18 protein-coding genes are annotated in these 26662 nt (G+C 71.9%); 4 read left to right on the top strand and 14 right to left on the bottom strand.

What is annotated here, in order from left to right:
* Positions 1-13 precede the first annotated feature (13 nt).
* Positions 14-1495, top strand: a complete 1482-nt coding sequence (locus tag OHN19_RS38160) for an MFS transporter (protein ID WP_330269800.1) — start codon at positions 14-16, stop codon at positions 1493-1495.
* Here OHN19_RS38160 and OHN19_RS38165 read toward each other — a convergent pair.
* The 6 genes from OHN19_RS38165 to OHN19_RS38190 form a co-directional block, all read right to left on the bottom strand.
* Positions 1464-2234 carry a response regulator transcription factor gene (locus OHN19_RS38165; protein ID WP_330268567.1) on the bottom strand — a complete coding sequence of 257 codons (771 nt, stop codon included), beginning with the start codon at positions 2232-2234 and terminating at the stop codon, positions 1464-1466. The genes OHN19_RS38160 and OHN19_RS38165 overlap by 32 nt on opposite strands.
* A gap of 186 nt (positions 2235-2420) precedes the next feature.
* Positions 2421-5324 (bottom strand): glycosyl hydrolase 115 family protein, encoded by a 2904-nt coding sequence (locus OHN19_RS38170; protein ID WP_330269801.1) that lies wholly within the window; start codon positions 5322-5324, stop codon positions 2421-2423.
* Between the two features lie 189 nt (positions 5325-5513).
* Positions 5514-7307: an NlpC/P60 family protein gene (locus OHN19_RS44040; protein ID WP_419249557.1), complete on the bottom strand. Its 1794-nt coding sequence runs from the start codon at positions 7305-7307 to the stop codon at positions 5514-5516.
* A gap of 136 nt (positions 7308-7443) precedes the next feature.
* On the bottom strand, positions 7444-8499 hold the full coding sequence (locus tag OHN19_RS38180; protein ID WP_330268568.1) for an NAD-dependent epimerase/dehydratase family protein: 1056 nt from the start codon (positions 8497-8499) through the stop codon (positions 7444-7446).
* A 119-nt stretch (positions 8500-8618) separates the two neighbouring features.
* The gene (locus OHN19_RS38185) at positions 8619-9638 is read right to left on the bottom strand and encodes a hypothetical protein (protein ID WP_330268569.1); all 1020 of its coding nucleotides are present in this window, start codon (positions 9636-9638) and stop codon (positions 8619-8621) included.
* A 111-nt stretch (positions 9639-9749) separates the two neighbouring features.
* Complete coding sequence (locus OHN19_RS38190) at positions 9750-10214, bottom strand: hypothetical protein (protein ID WP_330268570.1); 465 nt, start codon at positions 10212-10214, stop codon at positions 9750-9752.
* Positions 10215-10455: 241 nt separating this feature from the next.
* Between OHN19_RS38190 and OHN19_RS38195 the strand changes: the two genes are divergently transcribed.
* A complete protein-coding gene (locus OHN19_RS38195) occupies positions 10456-14583 on the top strand; it encodes a helix-turn-helix domain-containing protein (RefSeq protein WP_330268571.1) in 4128 nt (1375 codons plus the stop codon).
* Positions 14584-14644: 61 nt separating this feature from the next.
* Here OHN19_RS38195 and OHN19_RS38200 read toward each other — a convergent pair whose 3' ends face one another.
* From OHN19_RS38200 to OHN19_RS38220, 5 genes are read right to left on the bottom strand one after another with little or no spacing between them, the layout of a single operon-like run.
* Positions 14645-15898: a glucarate dehydratase family protein gene (locus OHN19_RS38200; RefSeq protein ID WP_330268572.1), complete on the bottom strand. Its 1254-nt coding sequence runs from the start codon at positions 15896-15898 to the stop codon at positions 14645-14647.
* Positions 15895-16803 carry a 5-dehydro-4-deoxyglucarate dehydratase gene (locus OHN19_RS38205; RefSeq protein WP_330268573.1) on the bottom strand — a complete coding sequence of 303 codons (909 nt, stop codon included), beginning with the start codon at positions 16801-16803 and terminating at the stop codon, positions 15895-15897. Before OHN19_RS38205 ends, OHN19_RS38200 begins: the two co-directional genes overlap by 4 nt.
* Positions 16804-16827: 24 nt before the next feature.
* Positions 16828-17772: a carbohydrate ABC transporter permease gene (locus OHN19_RS38210; protein ID WP_330268574.1), complete on the bottom strand. Its 945-nt coding sequence runs from the start codon at positions 17770-17772 to the stop codon at positions 16828-16830.
* Entirely contained in the window at positions 17769-18704 is a 936-nt protein-coding gene (locus OHN19_RS38215; RefSeq protein ID WP_330268575.1) for a sugar ABC transporter permease, read from the bottom strand. The genes OHN19_RS38210 and OHN19_RS38215 overlap by 4 nt, the downstream gene beginning before the upstream one ends.
* Positions 18701-20035 (bottom strand): sugar ABC transporter substrate-binding protein, encoded by a 1335-nt coding sequence (locus tag OHN19_RS38220; protein ID WP_330268576.1) that lies wholly within the window; start codon positions 20033-20035, stop codon positions 18701-18703. The genes OHN19_RS38215 and OHN19_RS38220 overlap by 4 nt, the downstream gene beginning before the upstream one ends.
* Positions 20036-20199: 164 nt before the next feature.
* Between OHN19_RS38220 and OHN19_RS38225 the strand changes: the two genes are divergently transcribed.
* Positions 20200-21066 carry a fructosamine kinase family protein gene (locus OHN19_RS38225; protein WP_330269802.1) on the top strand — a complete coding sequence of 289 codons (867 nt, stop codon included), beginning with the start codon at positions 20200-20202 and terminating at the stop codon, positions 21064-21066.
* Between the two features lie 394 nt (positions 21067-21460).
* On the opposite strand, the gene OHN19_RS38230 is transcribed toward OHN19_RS38225, so the two are convergent.
* Together OHN19_RS38230 and OHN19_RS38235 are read right to left on the bottom strand one after the other, a co-directional pair.
* A complete protein-coding gene (locus tag OHN19_RS38230; RefSeq protein ID WP_330268577.1) occupies positions 21461-23632 on the bottom strand; it encodes a hypothetical protein in 2172 nt (723 codons plus the stop codon).
* A gap of 98 nt (positions 23633-23730) precedes the next feature.
* Entirely contained in the window at positions 23731-24114 is a 384-nt protein-coding gene (locus tag OHN19_RS38235) for a DUF5997 family protein (RefSeq protein WP_330268578.1), read from the bottom strand.
* Positions 24115-24172: 58 nt separating this feature from the next.
* Between OHN19_RS38235 and OHN19_RS38240 the strand changes: the two genes are divergently transcribed.
* A complete protein-coding gene (locus OHN19_RS38240) occupies positions 24173-24979 on the top strand; it encodes a LysR substrate-binding domain-containing protein (RefSeq protein WP_330268579.1) in 807 nt (268 codons plus the stop codon).
* A 509-nt stretch (positions 24980-25488) separates the two neighbouring features.
* On the opposite strand, the gene OHN19_RS38245 is transcribed toward OHN19_RS38240, so the two are convergent.
* On the bottom strand, positions 25489-26658 hold the full coding sequence (locus OHN19_RS38245) for a GDSL-type esterase/lipase family protein (protein WP_330268580.1): 1170 nt from the start codon (positions 26656-26658) through the stop codon (positions 25489-25491).
* Positions 26659-26662: the final 4 nt, after the last annotated feature.

The following is a 26662-nucleotide window of genomic DNA, read 5'->3' on the forward strand; positions in this document are numbered from 1 at the left end:
CGGTGGCAACGTCATGGCCCTGCTGGTCATCGCGTCCTGCCAGCTGATGGTGGTGCTCGACATCACCATCGTGAACATCGCGCTCCCGGACATCCAGCGCTCCCTGGACTTCTCCACCACGAGCCTGGCCTGGGTGGTCAACGCGTACACCCTGACCTTCGGCGGACTGCTGCTGCTCGGCGGGCGGGCCGGGGACATCCTCGGCAGACGGCGGGTGTTCGTCTTCGGGGTGCTGCTGTTCGTGCTCGCCTCCCTGCTCGGCGGACTCGCCCAGAACGAGGGGCAACTCCTCGCCGCGCGCGCCCTCCAGGGCGTCGGCGGCGCCATCGCCTCCCCGACCTCGCTCGCGCTGATCAGCACGACCTTCCGTGAAGGCCCCGAACGCAACCGGGCGTTCGGGGTGTTCGCCGCGGTCTCGGCGGGCGGCGGCGCGATCGGGCTGCTGGCCGGCGGAGTCCTCGTCGAGTGGCTGAACTGGCGCTGGGTGCTCTTCGTCAACGTCCCGATCGGGCTGCTCATCGCGCTGGCCACGCCCCGCTGGATCCGCGAGTCCGAGCGCCACCCCGGCAACTTCGACATCGCCGGCGCGCTGACCGCCACCGGGGGCATGGTCCTGCTGGTGTACGGCTTCATCCGGGCCGCGCAGGAAGGCTGGCGGGACACGCTCACGCTGTGCTCGTTCGCCGCGGCGGTCGTCCTCCTCGTGGGGTTCGTGCTGATCGAGAAGCGGTCCCGGCAGCCCATCACCCCGCTGCACATGTTCGCCGACCGCAACCGCGCGGGCACCTACGGCATCATGCTCTGCCTCGCGGCCGCCATCTTCGGCATGTTCTTCTTCCTGACGCTCTTCGTGCAGAACGTCCTCGACTTCTCCCCGCTGGCCACCGGGTTCGCGTTCCTGCCGGTCAGCGCGGTCATCGCGGTCGGCGCGGGACTCGCCTCGCGGTTCCTGCCGGTCTACGGGCCCAAGCCGTTCATGGTGATCGGCGCGATCCTCGCGGCGGCCGGACTCGCCTGGCTCACCCTCACCGACGTCCACTCCACCTACGCGGGCAGTGTCCTCGGACCGATGCTCGTCTTCAGCCTCGGCATGGGCATGGAGTTCGTCTCGCTGACCCTGATGGCGCTCTCCAACGTGCGGAACGAGGAGACCGGCGCGGCCTCCGGACTCCTCAACGCCACGCAGCAGGTGGGCGGTTCGCTGGGGCTGTCCATCCTGGTCACGATGTTCGGCACGGCCAGCACCAACGAGGCGGAGAAGCAGGTCCCGCGCTTCCTCGCGCAGGCCACCCCGGCCGAGCGCCGGATCTTCGAACGCACCGGTCAACTCCCGGGCGCCTGGGGCGACGAGGTCCTCACCGCCGGAGCCTCGGCGGCGTTCGTCATGGCCGCGATCTTCACCGTGGTCGCCGCCCTCATCGCGATCGTGGTCATCCAGGTCCGCCCCTCCGACCTGGAACGCCTCAAGGGCGGGCCGCCGCTGCCGCAGGGATGAGCCCGAGCCGCTGCGCGTGCAGGACCGTGCTGACACGGTCGTGGGTGCCGAGCTTGCGGTAGATGTTCGCGATGTGCTTGTGGACCGTACGCTCCGATATCCCGAGCCTGCGGCCGATCGACAGGGCGGTCAGCGCGTCGCCGAGCAGGAGCAGCACGGTCGTCTCCCGGGGCGTGAGCGCCAGGTCCGCCGCCTCCTGCGACGGGACGTCGAGCCGCCGCAGGAGCTGCCGCTGCTCCTCGACGGCGGCCAGCAGCGGCTGCAACTGCTCGGCGAGACGCAGCTCGTCGTCGCTGAAGTCCCGGCCGGAGCGGTAGACCATGCATCCCGTGACGGGGGTGGTCGAGCGCGGCAGCGGGATCCCGAGCACATGGTCGACGTCCAGGAGGTCGTCGAGCAGGCGGGCCGTCGGGCTGCCCGGCCAGGAACGACCGGCCACCCGGCCGGCGGTCACCGGCGCCCGGTCCTGTGTGCTCGCGTAGTGCGCGGCCAGCGGATAGCCCGCGCGCAGCAGTCCGGTCTCCTCGTCACCGAGCGCCGTGAACTCCGCGGTGACGCCGGGGGACAGCCCGAGGGTGCCCTCGCTCTCGTTCCAGTTGTCCAGCTTGTAGATCAGGGCGTCGCCACCGCACAGGGCCGGCAGTTCGGCCGCCAGCAGGGGCCACAGCCGCTCAGGGTCGCGTTCGTGGAGCGCGGCCACGGCGACCGACAGCACCCGCTCATACGCAGTTGTACCCATACCGGCCCAGTACCTCGCTGACCCACACTTCATCCGAGCAACATCGAAGTTGTCGACATGACTCCAGCACATCGGCGCTCCGGCAGCCGCAGCGGGGGAGACCGGGCACGGGTGGGGATGCCTGGGTCTCTCCTTTTTCGTGCGGGCCGCCGGCACAGGGGACCGGCGGCCCGCACGGGGCCGGACCTACTGGTCCGGCGCCTCCAGAACCGGGCCGGTGGCGGGTTCGGGGTTGAAGACCGGGTGGAAGCTCTCCGGCGGGGCCAGATAAGTGGCGGGGAGACCACCGGTGTCGATCACGATCTGGTCCACCGCGATCGCCGGATCGACCATGAACACCCGCAGCACATGCTCCCCGGCCTCGGCGACCGTCACCGTGGCGGTGAGCCGCTCGACACCGTCCTCCACCTGCCGGGCCCAGGCGTCCCCGCGGTTGCCGGTCGCCACGGCCTGACCGGACAGGACGGTCACCGGCTGGTCGTCGAGCCCGACGGCCACCCGGCGCCGGCCGCGCTCGTCGAGCGAGGGCAGCCGGAACAGGGTGACGGGGAAGGTCCCGGTGCTGCTGAAGCGCACGCGGTAGCGCAACTCGGGGGCGCGGGAGGCGAAGTCGGCGGTGATCGGGGCGGCCGTGGACGGCACGGCCTCGACGGCGCCCGTACGACGTCCCAGGCCCCCTACGGTCCGCCAGCGGCACCCGGCGCGCGCCACCCGCCGGTCGGCGTGCGAGGCGTCGATCGACACACAGCCGTGCGCCTCGGCGAAACCACGGGCCCTTCGTGGGCCGTTGACCACCCGCAGCGGCACCTCGTAGCGCTGCCCGGCGCCGGTGAGGACGACCGTGGCCTCCTGCGCGCCCTCGGGCGTCCGGTCCCAGTCGATCTCCACCCACACCCGCCGCTGCTCGGTCAGCGAGCCACCGGCCGTGCTCAGCACGACCCACGGGTGACTGGCCTCGGCCGCCCAGTCCACCGGCAGGAAACCGGTGTTGAAGACATCGACGAAACGCCGGTCACGGGTGTACGAGGAGAACGACAGCGGACGGCCCGCCCCCGTCTCGTTCCCTTCGGCCGCCACCCCGAGCCCGGAGGTCTCCTGCCGGGCCACCCTGGTGACGGCCGGGCGCCCCGGCGCCTTCGGGATCTGGGACGGGTACGGATTGACGAACCCGTCCCATTTCCCGCCCGCCACCTGGGTGTTGTACCGGGTGGTGAGGGCCGCCTCGGCCGAGTGCGCGGCGAGCGCCAGGTCCGCGAAACGGTTCGCGCCGGCCCCCCGGCCCTGCCGGACCGCGAGGGCGTTGCGGTCCGCCCAGTAGTACTTCAGGTTCATCAACCAGGCCCCGTGCACCGGATACTCGACCAGCTCGTAGAAGGCGTCCCGGTAGGTCTCCGGCACTTCCGCGCCCACCGCCCGGACCCGGGCGAGGAGCCGTTCGTACGCCGCCATCCGGCGCCCCGCCTCGTCGCCGTGGTGGACGACGGAGACCAGTCCCGCGGCGATGAACTCGGGGCGCAGCTCCCCGGCGAGGCGGTAGTACTCCGTGCGGATCGACGCGATCTCCCGGGCGTGGCGCCGGCCGAACTGCCGCCCGTACCACTCGGCCAGGAAGCCCTCGACCTCGCCGGACTCCCAGCGGTCCACCTCCCACGCCATGTCCATCGCGAAGGACAGACCTGTCTCGATCGACTTGAGGTCCCCCACGTTGAAGATCCACATGCGGTCGGTGCCGTGTTCGTACACCCGCCGCAACTCCTGCCAGACCTTGGCCACTTGGGTGGTGTCCAGCCAGAGGTAGCTCTTCGGGCGGCCCCAGTAGGAGAGGTGGTAGTAGATCCCGTTGCCGCCCGGCCGCGCCCGCTCCGCGTCGTTCGGCAGCTGGCGCATGTTGCCGTGGTTGTCGTCGGGCCAGATCAGGGTGACGTCGTCCGGGACCTGGACACCCGCGTTGTACAGGTCCAGGACCTCCTTGTACGGGATGAAGATCTGCGGCTCGGCGGCGGCACCGACCTCTTCGGCGAGGATCCGGCGCTGGTCGGCGATGATGTCGTTCATGACCACGACCTTCTCCGGGATCGTGGTCGCGTACTTCGTCTCCAGCGCGCTGTCGTGCAGACCGCGCATGCCGAGCGTCCAGCTGCTCTCGTACGCCGCGTTCTGCCTCGCCCGTGCTCTCCAGTAGTCGGAGATGACGGCGGGGTTGACCGTGTAGTCGTAGACCGGCGCGGTGCCGTCCGGGTTCGGGTGCTCGGCGATCCACGGCTCCCACTCGTGGACGCCGTTGCGCAGCAGGGCTTCCGGGTGGCTGGAGCCGACGACGATGCCGTAGCGGTCGGCGAGTTCGGGGTTCTCCCGGTACTTGTTGAAGAAGTCGGAGTACGGATGCATCGCGGGCCACAGGTAGTTGGCCTTGAGGCGCAGCAGCAGCTCGAAGACCCGTTTGTACGTCTCGGGGCCGATGTTCTTGTCGGGCTCCTGGGTGCGGTGCGACCACGTGGTCATGTTCTGCTCGTCGTTGATGAAGACGCCGCGATAGCGGACCGACGGCTCCTGGCGGGTGAAGGGACCGGCGGGGACCGTCACGGTGTCCCGGTGCTCCACGGGGACGTCGGCCCACCAGTACCAGGGGGAGACCCCGATGCGCTCCGAGGTGTCGTAGATCCCGTAGACCGTGCCGCGCCGGTCGCTGCCCGCGATCACCAGGGCGCGGCCGACACCGGGGAACGGGCGCTCGACCACCCGGGTCACCGACGCCTCCCAGCGGCCCTTCACCCGGGAGACGTCCAGGCGGCCCCGCCTGACGAGGCGGTCGATGGCGGGGCTCGCGCCGAGGGTGCCCACCAGGACGAGCAGCGGGACGCTTCGGGGGAGCGTGTGGAGGAGCTCGGGTCTCGCTCCTGAGACCCGTTCCACGTCCGCCTGGAGGTCGCCGGCCGCGCGGACGACGGCGGGGTCGTCCGCCGCGTCCACGAAGACGGGGACGGCCGTGCCGTCGGCCACCAGGGGGAACTCGGGGCGGTCCGCGGCGGCGGCCCGGGCGTTCCCCGGGGTCAGGGCGGGGAGGAAGGGGGCCGCGCCGACGGCGGCCATCCCCCTCAGGAAGGATTTGCGGGTCCAGTGCTGGTGCGGCTGCTCGTGCGCCACGAGACGCTCCCCCGGGTTGGCATGGTCAGGCCAGAAAGCGCTTTCTCGATCACCCTAGGGGAGGGGTTCCTGGGGCGTCCAGGGGTGTGCGTGTGTCGTGCGAGGTCTCTTGGTGCCGGACGGGCCTTGTCGGGGTCAGGCGGGTCGGACCGCGCCGCGGATGATCGACTCGCCGGTCGGGTAGATCGACTCCTCACGGATCGACGCCCCCGGGCCCGGCGCGTGGATCATCATGCCGTTGCCGGTGCACAGGCCCACGTGGCTGAAGTCGTCGTGGAAGAAGACCAGGTCGCCGGGTTGCATGGCGTACAGCGGAACCGCCGTGCCGGTGCTCGCCTGGCCGAGGGAGGTACGTGGCAGGGAGACCCCGGCGACCTTCCAGGCGGCCTGGGTGAGACCGGCGTTGTCGTACGAACCCGGGCCCGCCGCGCCCCAGACGCAGGGCTTGCCGATCTGGGAGCGGGCGAAGGCGAGTACCTGGATGACCTTCGAGTCGTAACCGGGGTCGGCGGTCGGGAGGGAGGCGGGGGCGGCGGTCTGCTGCGGGGCCTGCCACTGCGGTTCGGGGGAGCGGGGGGAGGGGATGGTGGGGAGCGCGGGGGCCGGGGCCGCGGTGGGGGTTGGGGCTGCCGTGACCGTGGCGAGCGGGGTGCCGAGGTCGGTGGCGTATTCGGCGACGCGCGGGCTGGGCTGGGGGGCGTAGCCGGGGAGGGGGGTGAACTGGCCTGTGCTGTCGGGGATGGCGCTGAACTGGCCTGTGTTGCCGGGGAGGGCGGTGTCGAACTGGCCTGTACTGCCAGGGAGGGCGGCGGGGGCTTGCGGGGTGTACTCGGGCCAGCCGGTGGCGAATTGGCCGGTCTGCTCGGGGAGACCGGTGGCGAATTGGCCGGTGTACTCGGGGAGGGCGGTGTTGAACTGGCCTGTGCCGGCGGGGAGAACGGTGCTGAACTGGCCCGTGCTGTTGGGGAGACCGGTGTTGAACTGGCCCGTGCCGTTGGGCTGACCGCTGCTGAACTGGCCGGTGGACTCGGGCAGGCCGGTGGCGACCTGGGTGGGGTATTCGGGGAAGCCGGTGGGGATTTGGCCGGTCTGCTCGGGGAGGCCGGTGGGGTACTCGGGGAAACCGGTGGTGAGTTGGCCGCTGTACGCCGGGACACCGGTGCCGGTCTGGGTGCCGTAGCCCGGGAGGGGCGTGCCCGTCTGCGTGCTGTACTCGGGGAGGCCGGTGCCGGTCTGGGCGCCGTAGGCGGAGAAGCCCGTGCCGGTCCGGGTGCTGTACTCCGGGAAGCCCGTCTCGAGCTGCGGGGTGCCCACGGTGGGTATCTCGCCGGTGCCGGTGAGGGCCTGCGATGCCGGATCCGGTGCCCAGGCGGGGGACTGGTCCGGTACGGCGGCGAGGGCGGCCGGTGCCGTCTGCGGTGCGGCCGGCAGGGCGAGCATCGGCTTGGCGGTCAGCTCGGGCAGGGGCTGCTCGGCCGGCTTCGGCGCACGTGCCGCGGGGGCCTCCGCGGGCCGCTGACGACGCGTCTCGGCCGCCGGGGCCGGAACACGGTCCCTCGGCAGGGTCGCCTCGACGAACGGGCCCAGCTTCGCGCGGCCCACTCCGTACCACTGCTTGGCGAGGGCGGCGAGCGCGGGATCGCCCTCGGAGCTGCGGGACCCGCCGGTCGCCGCGGGGGTACGGCCGCGGGTGCTGGACGCCGTGCCGGCCGCGCGGGTGGCGTTGTAGGTACCGGAGTCGTTCTCGGCGCGGTCGTAGAGGTTGGTGATCCGCCGGTTGACCTCGTCGCGGCTGGGGCCCTCGTCGGCGGCGGCGTTCCCGGTCTGGGACAGCAGGGCCGCGGAGGCCATCGCGGCCGTCGCGAGCGCGGAGTTGCGCTTGGCCGGGAGGCTGGACCCTCCATTGCGCGAAGTTCGATCCGGCGCCATGAAAGACATGCCCCTTCCGTCGTGCTGTTCGTCGTAAACCTAACGAACTTGTGAGGCTCGCGTGAAGATTGAAGTGTGAAAAGGGTGAGATGTAACTGTGACCTTCGTCGCGTGCGCCCGTTCCCGCAGGTGAGGGTCAGCGTCTGCCGCGCTGTCGGCGCCACGCCTCGTAATGGTCGAGGACCGTCTCCTCCACCGGCCGGTAGGCGAGGCCCAGTTCGTTCACGCTGCGGCTGTTGTCCACCTCGAAGCGGATGCCGAGGTGCTTGCGGATGTAGTCCTGGGTGAGCCCGAACGCGGGGCCCAGGACTCGTACCGGCCAGTGCGGGAGCGCGGTGCGCGGGAGGCGCCGGTCACGGGGGTGGCGGGCGCGGATGACGCGGGACATCTCGATGAACGACGTCATCGTCCGGGCGGCCAGGATGTAACGGCCCTTCGCGTCGGGCTTCTCGGCGGCGGCGATGTGCGCGTCGGCCACGTCACGGACGTCGACCGTGGTGAAGCTGAAGTCCGGGGCGCCGTAGAAGAAGTAGCCCTTGAACAGTTCCTCCAGGAGGAAGAGGCTGCCGGACTCGGAGGCGGAGGTGAGGGAAGGGCCCAGGATCAGACCGGGGTTGAGGGAGACCATGCGCCAGCGGTCCTGCGCGGCCTCCGCGTCCCAGCCCGCGCGTTCGGCGACCGTCTTGGCGTAGTGATACGGGTTGTTCTCCACCGTGCTGCTGGTGTTGAAGTACCTCTCCGAGAGGATCTGCCCCTCCATGTCCCGCACGTCGGCGTAGTCACCGAAGATCGCTCCGACCGTGGAGGTGAACACCAGCCGCTCCACGGACGGCGTCCGCTCGATGCCGGCCAGGACGTTGCGGGTGCCGATCAGGGCCGGGTCGACCATGTCCTTCTGGCCGTCCTTGATCTTCTCCGGCATGAAGAAGGGGGAGGCGACGTGGAAGACCACCCGGCAGCCCGCCATGGCCTCGTCGAAGGAGCCCTGTTGGAGGAGGTCCGCCTCGAACAGGCTGAGTCCGCCGGGGAATGCGTCCTGCATGTCCCGTAGCGGCCGCACCTTCGCCGCGTTCGCGAGGCTGCGCACGGTGGCGTGCACCTCGTAGCCGCGCTCCAGCAGCCGCCGTACCAGATGACTGCCGACGAAACCGCTCCCGCCGGTCACCAGGACCCTGCCTGACTGCGCACCCATGCCGCCGCTCCTCCGCCCGGGGGTGACATTGAAGCACCGGCGGATCTTCTGCGGCAGGTGGTCGCCCGTACCACCCGCCCCACCCGTACCACCCGTGCCGCGTACGGTCGCCGGAGTCCTCAGCCGCTGCCGTTCAGCACGTGGTCCGCGTTCGCCGTCTGGGTGCGGATGGCGTCCTTCGCGCGGGCCAGCTCCGGCCCCTTCGAGGCCATCATCTGCCGCTGGTAGGCCGCGTCGACGGTGAACCAGACGCCGATCACGTTGGTCTGCCGCTTGCACGCCACGTCCGCCTCGGCCAGGGCGATCTCCTGCCGGGTGGGGGCCGGGCCGGTGAACCGGGGGTCCTTGCCGGGGACGTCGGTGGGCGCGGCGTAGGAGTAGCCGTGCTTCCGCATACAGGCCGACCACGCGCGGAAGACCGACCTGACGCGGGGGTCCGCCTGCGACTTCTGGTAGCTGACCACGTTGATCTCGTTGGCCAGTTGGTCGTTGCCCAGCGGCCGGTCACCGGCGAGCCGTGTGGTCGCCTGCCCCTGGCAGCCGCCCTCCGGTACCGCCCGGCCGTGGTAGCGGGCCGGGGCCGGGGTGCCGTCGCCGGTACGCCCGGTGAGGACGGCCAGGGCGTCGGCGTTCGGCCGGGAGGCGCTGGTGGAGTCCTGAGGGTTCCTCTGCCGGGACTCGGGAGCGAAGTGGTACCCGTGGCGGGCCGCGAGGGCGGGATCCGTGATGCCGTAACGGCGGTCCAGGTTGGCCGCGTTCCTCATGCCGGGAACCGTACCGGCGCTGTCGTTCCGCTCCGGGCCGGATGCGGGCCATGCGAAGCCGAAGCGGCGCATGCAGGGGACCACCAGTGCCTGGCGGGCACGCAGGACGTCGGCCATCTGGCGGTTGGTGAACAGATAGGGCTCGACCGGCAGGGCCAGGGACTTCACATCGAGGATGACCGGCACTTCGGCTCCCGGTGGTGTTTCCTCGCCGACGTCGGTGCCCTGACGTGTCGTGGCGGGTGCGGATTCGGGTGGCCGCTGGGTGGCGGCTCCGTCCGAACATCCGGTGACGGCGATGACTCCGGCCAGGACACCGAGGATCGCGGCGGCTCGAACACCCCTCCCGCCGAAGGTCGTTGACGGTGGGCGCATGAACGTGTCCCCCTTCGGGCGGGCAGACGGGAACGGTGGGTCCGGCGACGGGGGGCTGGTTGCGGCGGGCCGGGGGAGCGTCTCCCCGGCCCGCCGCCGCGTGCGCCGAGGTCAGCCGATGTACGTCCAGCTCAGCGAGGCGTTGTCGTTGCGCACCCCGACCTTCAACTGGCGTGCCTCGCCCGGGTAGAAGGTGTCCACCGCGCCCTGGAAGTTCTCGTTGTACCAAATGTTCGCGGCCCAGCGCTGGTCGTTGTTCCACGCCCGGTTGACGTTGTTCTTCACGCGCTGGCCGTAGCCGTCGACGCCGTTGTTGAAGGTGTCCGCGGCGAAGTCCGCGGTGCCGCCGGAGTAGGCCCGCCAGGCGCTGTTGGCGGCGGTGCTGTAGTAGAGGTAGATGTTTCCGTCCCAGGCCGCCTTGGCCGGAGTGGCCGCGCCCTGGGCCGTGGCGGGCGCGGAGGCCTTGCTGGGCTTGTCCGACGTGGCCGGGGCGGCCGCGGCCGCGCCGACGCCGGTCAGCAGGAGCGCGGCGGTGGCCGAGCCCGCCACAACGGCCGAAAGCGTACGGGTCCTCATGGTTCCCTCCCTGAAAGATCCTCTTCATGGGTCGGCTGGGTGGCCGGCCCGGACTCCGAGCATTCGGCCCAGGTCATGAGCATGTCGAGACGTTTCCCGTCGACCCCCGGCAACGGGAAACAGGGAAACACCCGTCTCTGATCGCCGCCCGGGCCCCAACTGGCCCGCCTGTAGCGTGGAGTTGGGGCGGCGGCGGGAGACGTGACCAACGGGGGGACACGAGCCGCCGCGGGGAGGTGGCGTGGTCGAGAACCCGCACACGACCGAGAGCACGGGGTACGGGGGAGCCGAAGAAGGGGGAACCGGTGGTGCACCGGCGGACTTTCCCTCCGAGCTGAGACGTCTGAGGCATGAGAGGGGACTGTCGCTCACGGCGCTCGCTCAGCGGGTGCACTACAGCAAGGGGTACCTGAGCAAGATCGAGAACGGTTCCAAGCCGGCCACGGCGGATGTGGGGCGCCGCTGCGACGAGGCGCTGCTCGCGGGCGGCGCTCTCCTGCGGCTGGTGCCCGAGCCGCTCACGGCGGAGCGGAACAGGCGGCCCGAGGAGAAGGGACGGGAGTGCCCCTACCGGGGGCTGGCGGCCTTCACCGCGCAGGACGCCCGCTGGTTCTTCGGGCGTGAGCGGATGACGGCCGAGCTCGTGGACCGGCTCTTCCAACGGGTGGGCAGCGGACCGCTGTTGCTCGTGGCACCGTCGGGGGCGGGCAAGTCCTCGCTGCTCAACGCCGGGCTCGTCCCCGCGTTGCGGAACGGCGCGCTGCCGATGGCGGGGTCGCGCGAGTGGCCGGTGGTCGCCTTCACCCCGACGGCCCGCCCGCTCGGGGAACTCCTGTCCCGAACCGCCGAGATGCTGGGCGAGGACCTGGGCGTCACGGCCGACGAACTCCGGGAGGACCCGTCCCGGCTGGTCACGGCAGTCGCAAGGGCGAGGCGCCGGGCGTCGGCGGGGAACGACCGCGGCTCGGTGGAAGACCGCATGCCGCCCGGGAAGGACGCCGGCGACCCGCTGGGAGGCCGTATCCCGCCCGGAAAGGACGCCGACGACCCGCTGGGAGGCCGTATCCCGCCCGAAAAGGACCCCGCCGCCCCAGTAGCTGACCGCACCCCGCCCGGGAAACACGGCCCCGAACCGGTGCGTGACCTCACCCCGCCCGGCCGGGACGACCGTGAACCGCCCCCCGATCGGCTGGTCCTGTTGGTCGATCAGTTCGAGGAGGTCTTCACCCTCTGCCCGGACGAGGGCAAACGGCGTGCCTTCGTCCGGGCGTTGTGCGCCCTGTCGACACCGGAACCGGCGGACGGCGCCGGGGCCCGCGCGGCGCTCTCCGCCGTGGTCCTCGGTATGCGCGCCGACTTCACCGGCCGCTGCCTCGACCATCCCGAACTCGCCGCGGTGTTCGCCGCGGGGCTGTTCGTGCTGCGGCCCATGACCGTACGGGAACTGCGCGAGTCGATCACCCGCCCGGCCCGGCAGGCCGGCCTCGTGCTCGCGCCCGGCCTGGTCCAGCTGCTGCTGCGGGACGTGGGGCTGCGCTCGGACCCGGCCGCCGCACCGCAGGCCACGCACGGACAGCACCCAGCTGACGGAGCGGCCGACCGCGACGAGTCCGCGCCCGCCCCGCCCGGCGCCCTCCCCCTGCTCTCCCACGCGCTCATGGCCACCTGGCAGCGCGGGGACGGGCGGACGCTGACCATCACGGACTACGAGGACAGCGGCGGTATCCAGGGCGCTGTCGCGAGGACGGCGGAGACCTGCTTCGCCCGGCTGTACCCCGCGGAACAGACCATGATCCGCCAGGCGTTGGTCCGGCTGGTCCAGCTCGGGGACGGCAGCGAGGCGACCCGCCGCAGGCTGGACCGCGCGGTCCTGCTGGCGCAGCTCCCCGACCCGGCCGCGGCGGCCACGGCCCTCGACGCCTTCGTGCGGGCCAGGCTGATCACCGTGGACCGGGACACCGTCGAGATCACCCACGAGGCGCTGCTGCACGTCTGGCCCCGACTGCGCGGCTGGATCCACGCGGACCGGGCCGGACTGCTGATCCGGCAGCAACTCGCCGACGCGGCCGCCGAATGGGAGCGCGAGGGACGCGACCCCCTGCTGCTCTACCGGGGGCCCCGGCTGTCCGCCGTCACCGAGTGGGCCAGGGAGGTCGCCGACCGGACCGAACTCGGGCCGCGGGAAGCGGAGTTCTACGAGGCGAGCCGGGCCGAGGAACTCCGTCGACAGGAATCCGACCGGCGTCAAGGGCGTCGGCAGCGCCGCCTTCTCGCCGTACTCGCGGCCCTGTTGGGCCTGGCCGTCACCGCGGGCGGGCTCGCCTACCAGCAGCGGTCCGAGGCCCTGCGGCAGAGCCGGGTCACCCTGTCCCAGTCACTGGCCGTACGGTCGACCGCGATGGCGAGCGCCCAGCCCGAGGCCGCCCTGCTGCTCGCCGCCGAGGCCTACGGCACCGAGCCGACCACGGAGGCCCGCGGCGCCCTGCTCAGCACCCAGGCGCAGTACTTCTCCGGCCGGCTGACCGGGCACTCGGGGCCCGTCAACGCCGTCGCCTTCGCGCCCGGGGGCCGCTTGCTCGCGAGCGGCAGCAGCGACGGCACGGTCAGGGTCTGGCGGACCGCCGAGCGACGGCAGACCGCGGTCCTCGCCGCCACCGGCAAGGTGCGCTCGGTGGCCTTCGGCCCCGGCGGCCGTACGCTCGCCGCCGGGGTCGTGGGCGCGGCGGGCGGCGCCGTGCGGGTGTGGGACGTGACCACGCGCCGGGTCCTCGCCGACCTCACCACCGACGCCCCGGTGCGGGCCGTCGCCTACGCCCCCGACGGGCGGACCCTCGCGGCCGCGGACTCGGACGGCACCGTCACCCTGTGGCGGGCCACCGGTGCGCACCGCCCGATCGCCACCTTCACGGGCCACCGGGACAGCGTCGACGCCCTGGCCTACAGCCCCGACGGACGGACCCTGGCCTCGGGCGGCTCCGACCACACCGTACGGCTGTGGGACACGGTCCGGCACCGGCCGCTGGCCGTCCTCGCCGGGCACACCGCCGGGGTCCTGGGTGTGGCGTTCGCCCCCGACGGGCGCACGCTCGCCTCGGGCGGCGCCGACCGTGTCGTACGCCTGTGGGACCGGGCCCGGCTCAAGAGCACCGCCGCGCTGACCGGCACCAGCGACGACGTGAACGCCGTCGCCTTCACCCCCGACTCGACCACCGTGATCGGCGCCGCGGGCGACGGCGCGGTGCGCCTATGGGACGTCCGCAGCCACCGGATCACGACCACCCTGTCCGGGCACACCGACTACGTGCTCGGAGTGGCCACCGACCCTGGAGGCACGCTGCTGGCCACGGCCGGGTTCGACGAGTCCGTCGTGCTGTGGGACCTGAGCCGCTCGGCGCTGACGGCGCGCCCGTTCACGGAGGTCTGGCACGCCGCGTTCAGCCCGGACGGGCGGACCCTGGCCGCCGCCGACGCCGATCACACCGTGCGGTTGTGGGACGTGGGCAGGCGCCGGTCGCCGGCGGTGCTGCGGGGGCACTCGGGCGCGGTGTTCTCGGTGGCGTTCGCCCCGGACGGACGCTCCCTGGCCTCGGCGGGCTCCGGCGGCGCTGTCCGGCTGTGGGACGTGGCCGGGCGCCGGCCGCTGGCGGTGCTGCGGGGGCACTCGGGCGCGGTGTTCTCGGTGGCGTTCGCCCCCGACGGGCGAACGCTCGCGTCAGCCGGCCCGGACGGCACGGTCCGGCTGTGGGACGTGGCCCGGGGGAGACTCCTGACCACCCTCACCGGACACACCGACTTCGTGAACGCGGTGGCGTTCAGCCCTGACGGCCGCACCCTCGCGAGCGCGAGCGACGACCTGACCGTGCGGCTGTGGGACGTGCCCCGCCGGCTGCCGCTCACCACCCTCACCGGACACACCGGCGCCGTACGCGCCGTGGCGTTCGCCCCGGACGGGCAGACCCTCGCCAGCAGCGGGAACGACGGCACGGTCAGGCTGTGGGACCCCGCCGGGCACCGGGTGACGGCCGCCCTCACCGGTCACACCGGCTCGGTCCGCGGACTCGCCTTCGCCCCGGACGGGCGGACCCTGGCCAGCAGCGGCAACGACGGCACCGTGCGGCTGTGGGACACCCGGGCGCGAGGTCCACTGGCCACCCTGACCGGTCACACCAGCGCGGTGTGGGGCGTCACGTTCGCCCCGGACGGGCAGTCCTTGGCCAGCAGCGGCATCGACGGCACGGTCAGGCTGTGGAACCCCGACGTGCGCGACCTCGCGGCCGAGGTGTGCCGGCTGACCCGCGCCCCGCAGGGCCCCCGCTGGCAGCAGCTGATGACGGACCTGCCCGCGAGCCCTTGCCGGAAGGGAAGCTGAGCCGACGGGAGCGGGACAGGGCGCCCGGAGTCACCGGGCGCCCTGTCCCTTGGGGGGCAACTCACCAGCGCGGGAGCCTGAGTTCGTAGTCGGGCCGGAACCGCCGCATGTACCCGGTGTCGTCCCGGCTGCGTACCCCGGAGTCGACGTAGAGGCGGTGCAGGCGCTCCAGCGCGTCATGGTCGAGCTCCACGCCGAGGCCGGGCCCCGTCGGGACCTCGACCTCGCCGTCGCGGAACTCCAGGACACCCGGGCGGATCACGTCGTCGGCGTGGTTCCACGGGTAGTGCGTGTCGCAGGAGTGGTCGAGGTTCGGGATCGCCGCCGCCACATGGGTCATCGCGGCCAGGCTGATGCCGAGATGCGAGTTGGAGTGCATCGACAGCGCGAGGCCGAACGCCTCGCAGACCGCGGCCAGTTCACGGGTGCGCCGCAGACCGCCCCAGTAGTGGTGGTCCGTCAGCAGCACCTGGATCGCGTTCTGTTCGATCGCCGGCTTCAGGTGCTCCCAGGCGATCACGCACATGTTGGTGCCCAGCGGCATCGGTGCGTCCTTCGCCACCTCCGCCATGCCTTCGATGCCCCTGGTCGGGTCCTCCAAGTACTCCAGGACACCGTCGAGTTCGCGAGCCACGTACTTCGATGTCTCCACCGTCCACGCCACGTTGGGGTCAAGGCGCAGCGGCTGTCCGGGGAAGGCCTCCGCGAGCGCCCTGATCGCGGCGATCTCCTCGTCGGGCGCGAAGACACCGCCCTTCAGCTTGAACGACTTGAAACCGTACCGCTGTTGCATCAGCCGCGCCTGCTCCACGATGCCGGCCGGGTCCAGGGCCTCGCCCCACTCGTCCCCTACGGCGGCGCGGCCGTCGAGAGCCGGGTGTTCGGCCCACTTGTAGAAGAGGTACGCGGCGAACGGGACCGAGTCCCGGACCGTCCCGCCCAGCAGATCGCTGACCGGACGGCCGAGCAGCCTGCCCTGCGCGTCCAGGCAGGCCACCTCGACGGCGGAGCTGGTCCAGCCGCGTTCGTGCGAGGAGGGCACCGTCGGCAGCAGGGCGGCGTCGATCGCGGCCGAGACGGCGGTGGTGTCGAAGACGTCCATGCCGACGACGACCTTCGCGGCGGCCTCGAGGCGCTCCAGCCGGGCCACCCCGCCGGGGGACTCGCCGAGTCCCACCGTGCCGTCCTCCAGGACGAGTTGGAGGATGATCCGCAGGGCCAGGGGCTCGTGCACGCCGTTGGAGTTGAGCAGCGGCGGGTCCCGGAAGGCGATGGGAGTGACGACCAGCTCCTTGATGCGCGTCGGCTCGCTCATGCGCCGACCACCTCCAGACCGCGGTCGATGAGCTTGGCCAGCCGCGCCACGTGCTCCGGGGCCGGGTCGACGAGGGGCGCCCGTACGCCACCCACGTCCAGGCCACGCAGAGCCACTCCCGACTTGACCAACGCCACGGCGTACCCCGGTACTTCGTCGCGGAGCTGGACGAGGGGGCCGTAGAACTCGTCGAGGAGCGTGTCCACGAGCGGTCGGTCGCCCGCGGCGAGTGCCCCGTGGAAGGCGAGGGCGATCTCGGGCGCGAAGGCGAACACGGCGGAGGAGTAGAGGGAGACGCCGATGCCCTGGTAGGCGGGGGCGGTCATCTCCGCCGTGGGCAGGCCGTTGAAGAACTGGAAGTCCTCCGTGCCCGGGACGGCACGCACCGCGCGCACGATGCGGTGCATGCGCTCGATGTCGCCGAGGCCGTCCTTGAGGCCGACGACCTTGGGGAGCGCGGCGATCTCGGCGGCCGTCTCCGCGGTGAGGCGGGCGGTGCCGCGCTGGTAGAAGATCACCGGCAGGTCGCTCGCGGCGGTGACCTCCTCGACGTAGCGGACCAGGCCCCGCTGCGGTGCCGTCACCAGGTACGGCGGGAGCAGCAGGAAGCCGTCGGCGCCCGCGCGGGCGACGCGGGCCGCGTGGTCGCGGGCTACCGGGGTGGGACCGCCCGCGGCGGCCAGGACGGGCACCCGGCCCGCGGTCGTCTCGACCGCGACCCGGGTGGCCCGCTCCAGCTCGTCGGGCGTCAGGGCGTGGAACTCACCGGTGCCGCAGGCGACGAACACGCCTCCGGCGCCCGCTGTGACGCCGTTCTCGATGTGCCGGGCGAGGCGTTCCTCGTCCAGCGAGCCGTCCGCGGCGAACGGCGTCACCGGGAAGAACAGCACTCCTTGGAACTTCATGTCTCCCTCGTAACTACGGTGGGCTCAGCCCTTGGTGGCACCGGCGGCGATGCCGGTGACCAGCGAGCGCTGGAGGAGCAGGTAGACGATCAGGCTGGGGATCAGGGCGATGACCGCACCGGCCAGCACCACACCGGAGCCGACCACCGGGTCGGTGCGCAGGGTGGCCAGGGCGACGGTGACCGTGTAGTCGGTGGGGTCCTTGGCGGCGATCAGGGGCAGCAGGTACTGGTCCCAGATCATGATGAACCCGAGCACACCGGCCACGCCGAGCGCGGGCTTGCACAGCGGCAGGATGATCTGCCACAGCATCCTGAGCTCGCCGACGCCGTCGAGACGGGCCGCCTCCTCGATCTCGTCGGGGATCTCCCGCATGAACTCGGTCAGCATCATCACCGAGAAGCCCCAGGCGCCCAGCGGCAGGATGACGCCCCACACCGTGCCCTTGAGGTCCAGGTGCACCACCGGTACATCGCCGAGGACCAGGGACAGCGGGATCGCGATGACCTCCTCGGGCAGCATCAGCGTCATCATGAACAGCATCATGATCAGCGCCTGGCCCCGGAACCGGTGCCGCGCCAGGGCGTACGCCGCCAGGGTGCACACCGCGAGCTGGAGCAGCAGTCCGCCGCCCGCGATGACCAGCGAGTTGCCGAGGTAGTCCCACATGCCCTGCGCGCCGGCCACCCTGAAGTTGGACAGGGTGGTGTCGTGCGGCAGGAACGACAGCGACGAGCCGCTCGGGTGGGTGGTGAAGGCGCCCGAGAAGATCGTCAGGAAGGGCGCCGCGAAGATCGCGAGGGCGATCAGACAGAGCAGGATCCGCAGGCCCCAGGCGACACCGGGCCGGTCGTTCCAGCCGAGCGCGGTGTCGAAACGGGCCGGGGTGGTCCGCCGGTCCTGGCGGTTCCGTCCGGCCGGGGTGTCAGGGGCCGCCGGCCGGACGGGGTCGATGACGGAGGCGCTCATCGCGCTTCTCCCCTCTTGCGGAGGTGGTTGACCATGACGGTGAGCAGGAGCGTCACGCACAGCAGCACGACCGAGGCCGCCGAGGCGCCGCCGATGTCGTTGCGGGTGAAGCCCAGGGTGTAGGCGCGGGTCATCCAGACGTCCGTCGACCCGGCCGGGCCGCCGCCGGTGAGGACGTAGACCTCGGTGAACACGCGCAGGCCGCGGATGGTGGCGAGCGTGAGCACGATCATCAGCGCCGGGCGGATCGCCGGAAGCGTGACGTACCGCAGCCGCTGCCACAGCGAGACGCCGTCCATCGCCGCCGCCTCGTACAGCGAGCGGTCCACGCCCGCGAGGCCGGCCAGGAAGATCACCATGTTGTACGGCGCCCAGATCCAGATGCCCATCGCCATCGTCGAGTACAGCGCGATGTTCGGGTTGTCGAGGAACTGCACGGTCCCGAACCCGAAGAAGTGCAGACCACTGTTGATCAGGCCGTCGGAGGTCGGGTAGTACATCAGCCGCCACAGCTCGCCGACGACCGCGGTGGCCGTGACGGCGGGCAGGAAGACGGCGGTGCGCAGGATCTTCAGCGAGCGGGCCTGGCCTTCGAGGAGCAGGGCGAGGGCGAACCCGAGCACGATCGCACCGACCGCCTGGCCCAGGCCCAGGATCAGGGTGTGCCCGATCGCGTCCTGGAAGCGGTGGTCGGTCAGGACCCGCGTGTAGTTGTCGAGGCCGATCCACCGGTCGCCGAGGAAGGGCCGCACGTCGAAGAAGCTGAGCCAGATGCCCTTGGCCATCGGCCAGAACTTGAAGACGAGGGCGAGCAGCAGACCCGGGGCCAGGAAGAGCCAGGGGACGACGGCCTTCTTGTCGAAGGCCCGCTTGCCGGCGGCCGTCTCGTCGAGGTCTCGGCGCGCTGCGGGCGCGGGGACGGTAGCGGTCATTTCAGCAGGTCCTGGTCCTTGAGGTCACCGGCGAGGGTGTCGTTCAGTTCCTTGAGCTGCGAGCGGACGTCACCGCCGCAGTACGTGAAGATCGAGTTGAGCGCGTCGGCGGTGTCCTGCTTGATCGGCGCGAAGTCCGGCGCGTTCGGGAACTGCTGGGAGGCGGTCTCGTAGGCCTTCTGTACGACACTCCAGCGGGCGTCGTTCCGGACCTTCGCCGCGTCGAGCGTCGAGTTGACCGGGATGCGGACGACCGGCTGGTGGCCGTCGACGCTGGTCATCGCGATCTTCTGGCCCTCGGGCGAGACCAGGAACGCGGCCAGCGCCAGCTCCTGCTCGTCCTTGCCGGTCCTGGCGCCGAGGTAGACGTTCTCGCCGTCGGCCAGCACATCGCCGCCCGCCGGGCCCGCGGGAGCCGGGACGACCTCGTACTTGTCCTTGCCGGGCGTGGCGTCGAAGGTCGTGATGTTGTACGGGCCGGTCATGTACATCCCGGCGTTGCCGTCCTGGAAATTGGTGGCGGTTCCCGTGACAGCGGTGATCGCGCCGGGCTGGACGATCCCCTTCCTGCCGCAGAAGAGGTTGTCCTTCATCCAGGTCACGGCGCCCACCGCTGCGGCCGAGTCCATGGCCGGGGTGTACGTGCCGTAGCCGGCCGGCTTGATGATCTGGGCGCCGCCCTGCCACAGGAAGCTCGCGCCCCACCAGGCCGCGTAGCCGTTCTGGGCGCTGGCCGGAGCGACGATGCCGTAGGTGTCGGCCTTGCCGTCGCCGTCCGGGTCCCCGGTGGCGAACGCCTTGGCGACGGAGAGCATCTCCTGCCAGGTCGTCGGCGCCTTCAGGCCGAGCTTCTTCAGCCAGTCCGTGCGGATCATCAGCGTCTGGGCCTGGCGGGAGTACGGGATGCCGTAGTGCTTCCCGTCGACGCCGACCGTGGACGTCCAGGACTTGTCGCTGATCTGGTCGCCGCCCGCGATCGAGGCGGGGTCGATCGGCTTGAGCAGGCCCTGGCTCTGGTAACTGCCCATCAGCGCCGTGTCGTTGATCATGACGTCCGGCAGGTCCTTGGTGGACGCGCGGCTCTGGAGCTGCTGGTCGAAGTTGATGACCGGCTGGTAGTCGATCTTGATGCCGGTCTTCCTGGTGAAGGCGGCGAAGACCCGGTCGTAGGTCGCGGCCGAGTCCGGATTGCTCCGGGTCCAGACCTCCAGCGTGTTCGGATCGCTGCTGCCCGCGCTGTCGGAGCCGGAGCCACAGGCGGCCGTTCCGAACATCAACCCCGCGACGGTGGCGGCCGCGGCCAGGCGGCGGCGTCGTCGGCGATCGCCCATGGACACTCTCCGTTCATATTCGTGAACCCGCTTCACGAATCTAAATGATCGGCCAAGCTACGGATCGTTTCTTCCGTATGTCAAGACATGACTGGGAGATTTCACAGAGGCTGTGCAGGAGCCCCTCGGGAACACTGAAGGGCGTGGTGATCAGGGAGGCGCAGGTGTACGACGACGGGGAAGGCCCTGGTGAGGCGGCGGCGCGGCTCACCGGCCGGACGGCGACCGAGGAGCGCCCCATGTCCGGCGCGCTGACCGAGGTCACCCTCGACGACGGGCGGGCGGTGATGGTCAAGCGGGCCGACTCACCGGAGGAGGCGAGGGCGGAGGCGGCGGGCCTGCGCTGGCTGGCCGGGGCCGAAGCGGTCCGGGTGCCGGCCGTGCACGGCCAGGACGGAGGCCTGCTGGTGACCGACCTCGTCGCGCGCGGGCGGCCGAACCGGGAGGCGGCACTCGATCTGGGCCGGGCGCTGGCCGGGCTGCACCTCGCCGGGGCACCCGCCTTCGGCTCGGCGCCGCCCGGCGGGCCACGGGACGCGTACATCGGGCGCGCACCGATGCGGAACGTCGAGGGCGCCGACTGGCCCGAGTGGTACGCCGAGCACCGGGTGCTGCCGTATCTGCGGCGCGCGGTCGACGACGGCACGGTCACCGCGGGGGAGGCGCCGGTGATCGAACGGCTCTGCGAGCGGCTGCCCGAGCTCGCGGGTCCCGCCGAACCTCCGGCCCGGCTGCACGGCGACCTCTGGAACGGCAACGTCCTCTGGGGCGCCGACGGCTACGCCTGGCTGATCGACCCGGCCGCGCACGGCGGCCACCGCGAGACCGACCTCGCGATGCTCCACCTGTTCGGCTGCCCGCACCTGGACGAGGTGCTGCGCGGCTACGAGCGGACGGCACCGCTCGCCGACGGCTGGGCCGACCGCGTCGGACTCCACCAGCTCTTCCCGCTGCTGGTGCACGCCGTGCTCTTCGGACGCGGCTACGCGGAGCAGGCGCTCAGCACGGCGAAGGCGGCCCTGGAACGGTGAGTGCACCGGTCCGGGGCCGCCTGGGCACGTGACGTCGTGGGCGAGGAGAGCGAAGGGGCTGGAGCTTTGGAGGCCCGGTTGTCGAGACCGGTGAGAAGGAAGCCCCCTCATGGCCTCGCCACGCGCGGCATGACCGCGGTGACTCGCGGATGCGCCGCCCGACACGACCTGGCACGCCACGACACGACATCGACGGCGAGGAGAGCGAAGGAACTGGAGCCATTACGAGGCCGGTTGTCGAGACCGGTGAGAAGGAAGCTCCCTCATGGCCTCGCCGCATGTGTCATGTCGAGGGCGAGGAGAGCGGAAGGGCTGATAGCCAAGCCCCATGGGGGCTCTTCCAGTGGTTGAGAAGGAAGCCCTTCCATGGCCTCGCCAGGGGTAACGCTAACAGTCACTCGGGGATCAAGTCGCGCAGATTTTCCGGGGTGATGACCACCGAGTCCGGGTGCAGACCCTCGGGCCGCTCCAGACCGATGTAGGTCACCGGCTCGTCCGGCACCGAAGCGGCGTCCCAAGTCGCCACCTCCGTACCGGCGTTCGCCATCAGCCCGGTCAGATACCCGACCGTGAGCTGCTCGCGCTCGACGATGCCCTGGAGCAGCGTCGCCACCGACACCTGGTTGCCCTCGACGCGGTTGTGCGCCGGGTGCCCCTTCAGGTACAGGTGCAGCCACTTGGCGTGCCAACTCCCGTCCTCGGCACGCCGGAACGCCAACGGCAGCGCCACCCGGCCGGGACCGCGCAGCTCCGACTTCATGCGCACGGTACGCGGCTCGAAGGGCTGGCCCTGCTGCTCGGCCTCGCGCAGCATGAACCCGAAGAACGACTCCTCGGCCTCCTCGAACCTTTCCCCGGAGTAGATGTTGACCTGCGGCACGATGTACGTGCCGCGCACGCTCCCGAGCCGCAGGTTGATGAACTCCGAAGCGCCGTCGGGGGCGTTGGTGATGTCCCCGGAGTGCTCGCCCTCCACCTCGCGGAGATTGGTGTACGACAGCCACGACACCGTGTCGTACCGCGCGTCCAGCAGCAGCGCCGACAGGTCGTAGTCGGTGACCCGCTGCCTCTGCTTCCAGTACACGAAGAACCGCAGCAACTCCCCGTCGACCGGCGACACCGAGCCGCGGGGCAGCACACCGAGCCCGGCCGCGGTCGCGCGCCCGCTGAGCGGAAGCGCCACGTCGAGGACGTCGGGGTCGACCAACAGCCGCTCCGGAGCAGGGAGTCGACGAGCCGTCTCCGCGTCGAGCACGGCGATCAGCTGCTTGCGCTCGTCCTCCGGTACGGCCCGACGCGCGTCGTCGGTGACGTGCGCGCGGCCGGTGCGGTTGATGAACACCCGCTTCCGGCCCGTCTCTTCGGCCCGGTTGTGCAGGTACTCCCGCACCGACAGCACGACCCGCCCGGAGACCTCCGGCGCGACCCGCTCGACGGCGGCCAGCACGGCGTCCCGCTCCTCCTGGGTGGCGGCGGAACGCAGCAGCCGGTCCAGCGCGCGGAACAGCTTGCCGGGCGCGGACTCGAGCAGCCTCACGGCCCCGGTGACGTCGTCCGCGCCGAGCAGTGCCTCCACCCGGCCGTCGAAGGTGTACGCCTTCTTCTCGCCCCGGGCGACGGCGAACACGTCGGCGGCATGCGGCCACCGCGGGTACTCGTGCGGGTGCAGACGCTCGCCGAGCCGCTTGAACTCCTCGCGGTGCACGAGGACGTCGGCGAGCTTGGCGGGCGCCCGGGCGACGACCTCGTCCAGCCCCGCGAGCAGGGCGCGGCGCACCGGCCGGGACAGCTTGCGGAACCGGGTCGGCGCCTGGAGGCTCACGTCCCCGCCCGACAACGCGCAGGCCAGCCGCAGCACATCGGTGACGGTGTCGAGGAGCGGGACCGAACCCGCCTTCAGCCGGGCCGCGTTGACGACGGCACGGTTCTCCCGTACCGGGATCTCCGCCGGCTGGTCGCCGTCCGCGCAGTGCTCCGCGAGCACCCCGAGGTCGGCCAGGTGTTCGTCGCCGAGCGGCGTGGTGCTGCCGGCCAGCGCCAGGTACAGGGCGGTGACCTCGTCGTCCAGGGTGCCGCCCAGGTGCAGGACGGTGAGCCGGTCGCCCACGGCGGCCGTCAGCTCGTCGTGGGCGGCGAGCATCTCGTCGTAGGTGTGCCGGTAGGTGCCGTACGACGGCAGCGTGAGCAGGTTGATCACGCCGGTGCGGAGCTGTTCGATGATGCCGGGGCGGGCCTTGCGGTCCTCCAGGGCCTCGGTCACGCAGCGCATCCAGAACTCGAAGGTGTCCGGGACGTTCGCCGGGAAGTCGACGAAGTAGACGTTGTGGCGCACGTGGTCGCCGACCAGTTCGCGGACGGTGGCCAGGGTGCGCACGGCGGTGTCGACGACCGTGCCCTCGGACAGCCCCGACAGCGTCCGCAGCGCGTCGGCCGACAGCTTGAAGCCGACGGACATCAGCGCGGCGTCGAACTGCCGCGCGGCGACGTCGCCCTCCCCGGCGGGGCCCGCGGGGGAGGGGAGGCGAAGGGTGTGCCGGATGACCAGGCGTTCCAGAGGGTGGACCATGCGGGAATGGTCGCAGAGGTGTTCGACTGGGCGCACGGAGTTTTTCGGGGGCGGGCGGGGTGTGCCGGGCCCTGCGATACGTGAACCGGCGGCGGGCGTCAGTCTTGCTGCTGGGCCTTCTTCTCCTTGAGGCGTGCGGCCTCCTTGCGGACCTCCGCCTGTGTGGCGCGCTCCTTCTCCAGCCACTCCGGGTTGTCCTCGCGCAGCGCCTCGATCTGCTCGGTGGTGAGCGCCTCGGTGACCCCGCCCCGGGCGAGCCCGGCGATGGACACACCGAGCCGGGCCGCGACGACCGGGCGGGGGTGCGGGCCGTTGCGTCGCAGGTCCTGCAGCCACTGGGGCGGGTTCGTCTGGAGCTCGTTCAGCTCGGCGCGCGAGACGACACCCTCCTGGAACTCGGCGGGGGTGGCGGGGAGGTACACACCCAGCTTCTTCGCCGCGGTCGCGGGCTTCATCGTCTGGGTGTTCTGGTGCGACGTCATGGAGTCAAGACTATCGGCCGCGCACGAGACGTCCGACCACAGTGGGTAACCTTGCCGCGTGACAGACTCGCCAGCATCCCCGTCCTTCCGGCTCGCGTACGTCCCCGGGGTGACGCCCGCCAAGTGGGTGCGGATCTGGCAGGAGCGCCTGCCCGACATCCCCCTGGAGCTCCTCCAGGTGACGGCTTCCGAGGCCTCCGATGTGTTGCGCGACGGCCGCGCGGACGCCGGGCTCGTGCGACTCCCGGTCGACCGTACGGTGTTCAGCGCGATCCCCCTCTACACCGAGACGACGGTCGTCGTGGTCCCCAAGGACCACGTGGTGACCGCGGCCGAGGAGGTCACCCTGGAGGACCTCGCCGACGAGGTCGTCGTCCACCCCCTCGACGACGTCATCGGCTGGGAGCGGCCGCCCGGCGAACCGGCCTTCGAACGCCCGGCCACCACGGCCGACGCGATCGAGCTGGTGGCGGCGAACATCGGTGTCCTCGTCGTCCCCCAGTCCCTGGCCCGCCTCCACCACCGCCGCGACCTCACCTACCGACCGGTCGCCGACGCCCCGGAGTCCGCCGTCGCCCTCTCCTGGCGCGAGGACGCCACGACGGACATGGTCGAGGACTTCATCGGCATCGTCAGGGGCCGCACGGTGAACAGCTCCCGGGGACGGGCTCAGCCGCAGCCGGAGCAGAAGAAGGGGGCCGCCGGGAAGGGCGCCGGCAGGGCGGGGGCGGGTACCGGGAAGGGAGCGGGGCGGGGTGCCGCCGGCGGGACCAAGGGGTCCAGGGGCGGCGGGTCGGGGAGGACCGGCGGGGGTGCCGCCAAAGGCACGGCGGGCCGCCGGGGCAAGCCCAAGCGCAGGGGGTAGGACGCACGGCTGTGCCCGGCGCCTCACCGCAGGAAACATCCCGGCAGAGCCCGCCACCGTGCGGCATGTCCCGCTCGGACCTCCGCCCGCTGCGGGAGCGTGCCCTGCGGAGGGCGCCCGCCGCGACCATCCCCGGCGTCCGCCCGTTCGCTGGGTCCGCCACCGCGGCATGCTCCGCTCCGGCCTCCGCCCGCTGCGGGAGCGTGCCCTGCGGAGGCGCCCGCCGCGACCATCCCCCGGTGTCCGCCCGTTCGCTGGGTCCGCCACCGCGGCATGCTCCGCTCCGGCCTCCGCCCGCTGCGGGAGCCGTGCAGCCGCCGGAGGCCCCGGGACTCCGCTCGCCGCGGGCATGCGCCGCCCCTGGGATCTGTCCGTTCGCCGGGTCCGCCGTCGTGGGGCATGCCCCCTCCAGCCTCGCCCCGCCGTGGGAGTGTGCCCCCTGCGCAGGGCGCCCGCTGTACGACCGCCCCACGGACTCCGCCCGCGTCAGGCCCCCCGCGCCCCCCGGATCACTCGCCGGCGAACACCCCGTCCGTCCCGAAGGTCAGCCGGGCGAAGCGTTCGCCCATGCGGTGGTGTGTCGCCGCGTCGGGGTGGAGGTCGTCCGGGAGGGGGAGGTCCTCCGTGTCGGACTCTCCGTACAGCTCGCGGCCGTCCAGGTAGTGGAGGTGGGGGTCCTCGGCGGACCGCTGCTTGACGATCCGGGCCAGTTCCTCGCGGATCACCTGGAGGGTCAGCTTGCCGCTCGCGCGTTCCGCCGGGTCACCCAGTGTCCTGAACTTGAACCGGCCCTCGCTGATCCCGCTGAAGTCCGGAAAGCAGGGCCCCGGCGTGTCCTCGTGGATCGGGCACAGGATCGGCGAGACGACCAGCAGGGGCGTGTCCGGGTGGCCCTCGCGGACTGTGTCGAGAAAGCCGTGGACCGCCGGACCGAAGGCCCGCAGCCGCATCACGTCATGGTTGACGATGTTGATGCCGATCTTGAGGCTGATCACGTCGGCGGGAGTGTCCCGGACCGCCCGCGCGGTGAACGGGTCGAGCAGCGCGCTGCCCGCGAGACCCAGGTTGACCAACTCCACCCCGCCCAGCGTCGCGGCGACCGCGGGCCAGGTCCGTGAGGGGCTCGCCGCGTCGGAGCCGTGGCTGATGGAGCTGCCGTGGTGCAGCCACACCCGGCGCCCCCCGGGAGGCGCCGGCTCGACGGGCGCGTCGGTGCGCAGCGCGATCAGCTCGGTGGTCTCGTTGTGCGGCAGCCAGATCTCCACGTCCTTGACCTCGCCGGACAGCCCGTCGAAACGGACCGTCCCGGGCGCCCCCGGCCGCACCTCCGACGTGCCCGCCTCCATGTCGACGGTGATGACGTTGCCGCTGAGCACACTGCCCTGACCGGCCGGCGAGCCGTCGACCACCAGGTCGTAGAGACCGTCCGGCCGGGGCGGCGCGCCCACGTAGGTCCGCTTGGTCGGCAGCGTCTCCAGCTCCACAGAGGTGGCCCGGGTGCGGAAGACCAGCCGTACCCCGGCCGGCTGGGACTCGGCCATGGCCAGCTGTTCGTCGGTGTTCTGGGCGCGGGCCCGCGCGGGCAGCCGGTGCGGCAGCACCCCGAGCTCGGTCTGCTCCACGTCGAGCGCGCCGCGCAGCAGCTCGGCGGTGACGGGTGTGGTGATCCAGTCGTGCATGTCC

The organism is Streptomyces griseorubiginosus, assembly GCF_036345115.1.
GTDB classification, from domain to species: domain Bacteria; phylum Actinomycetota; class Actinomycetes; order Streptomycetales; family Streptomycetaceae; genus Streptomyces; species Streptomyces griseorubiginosus_C.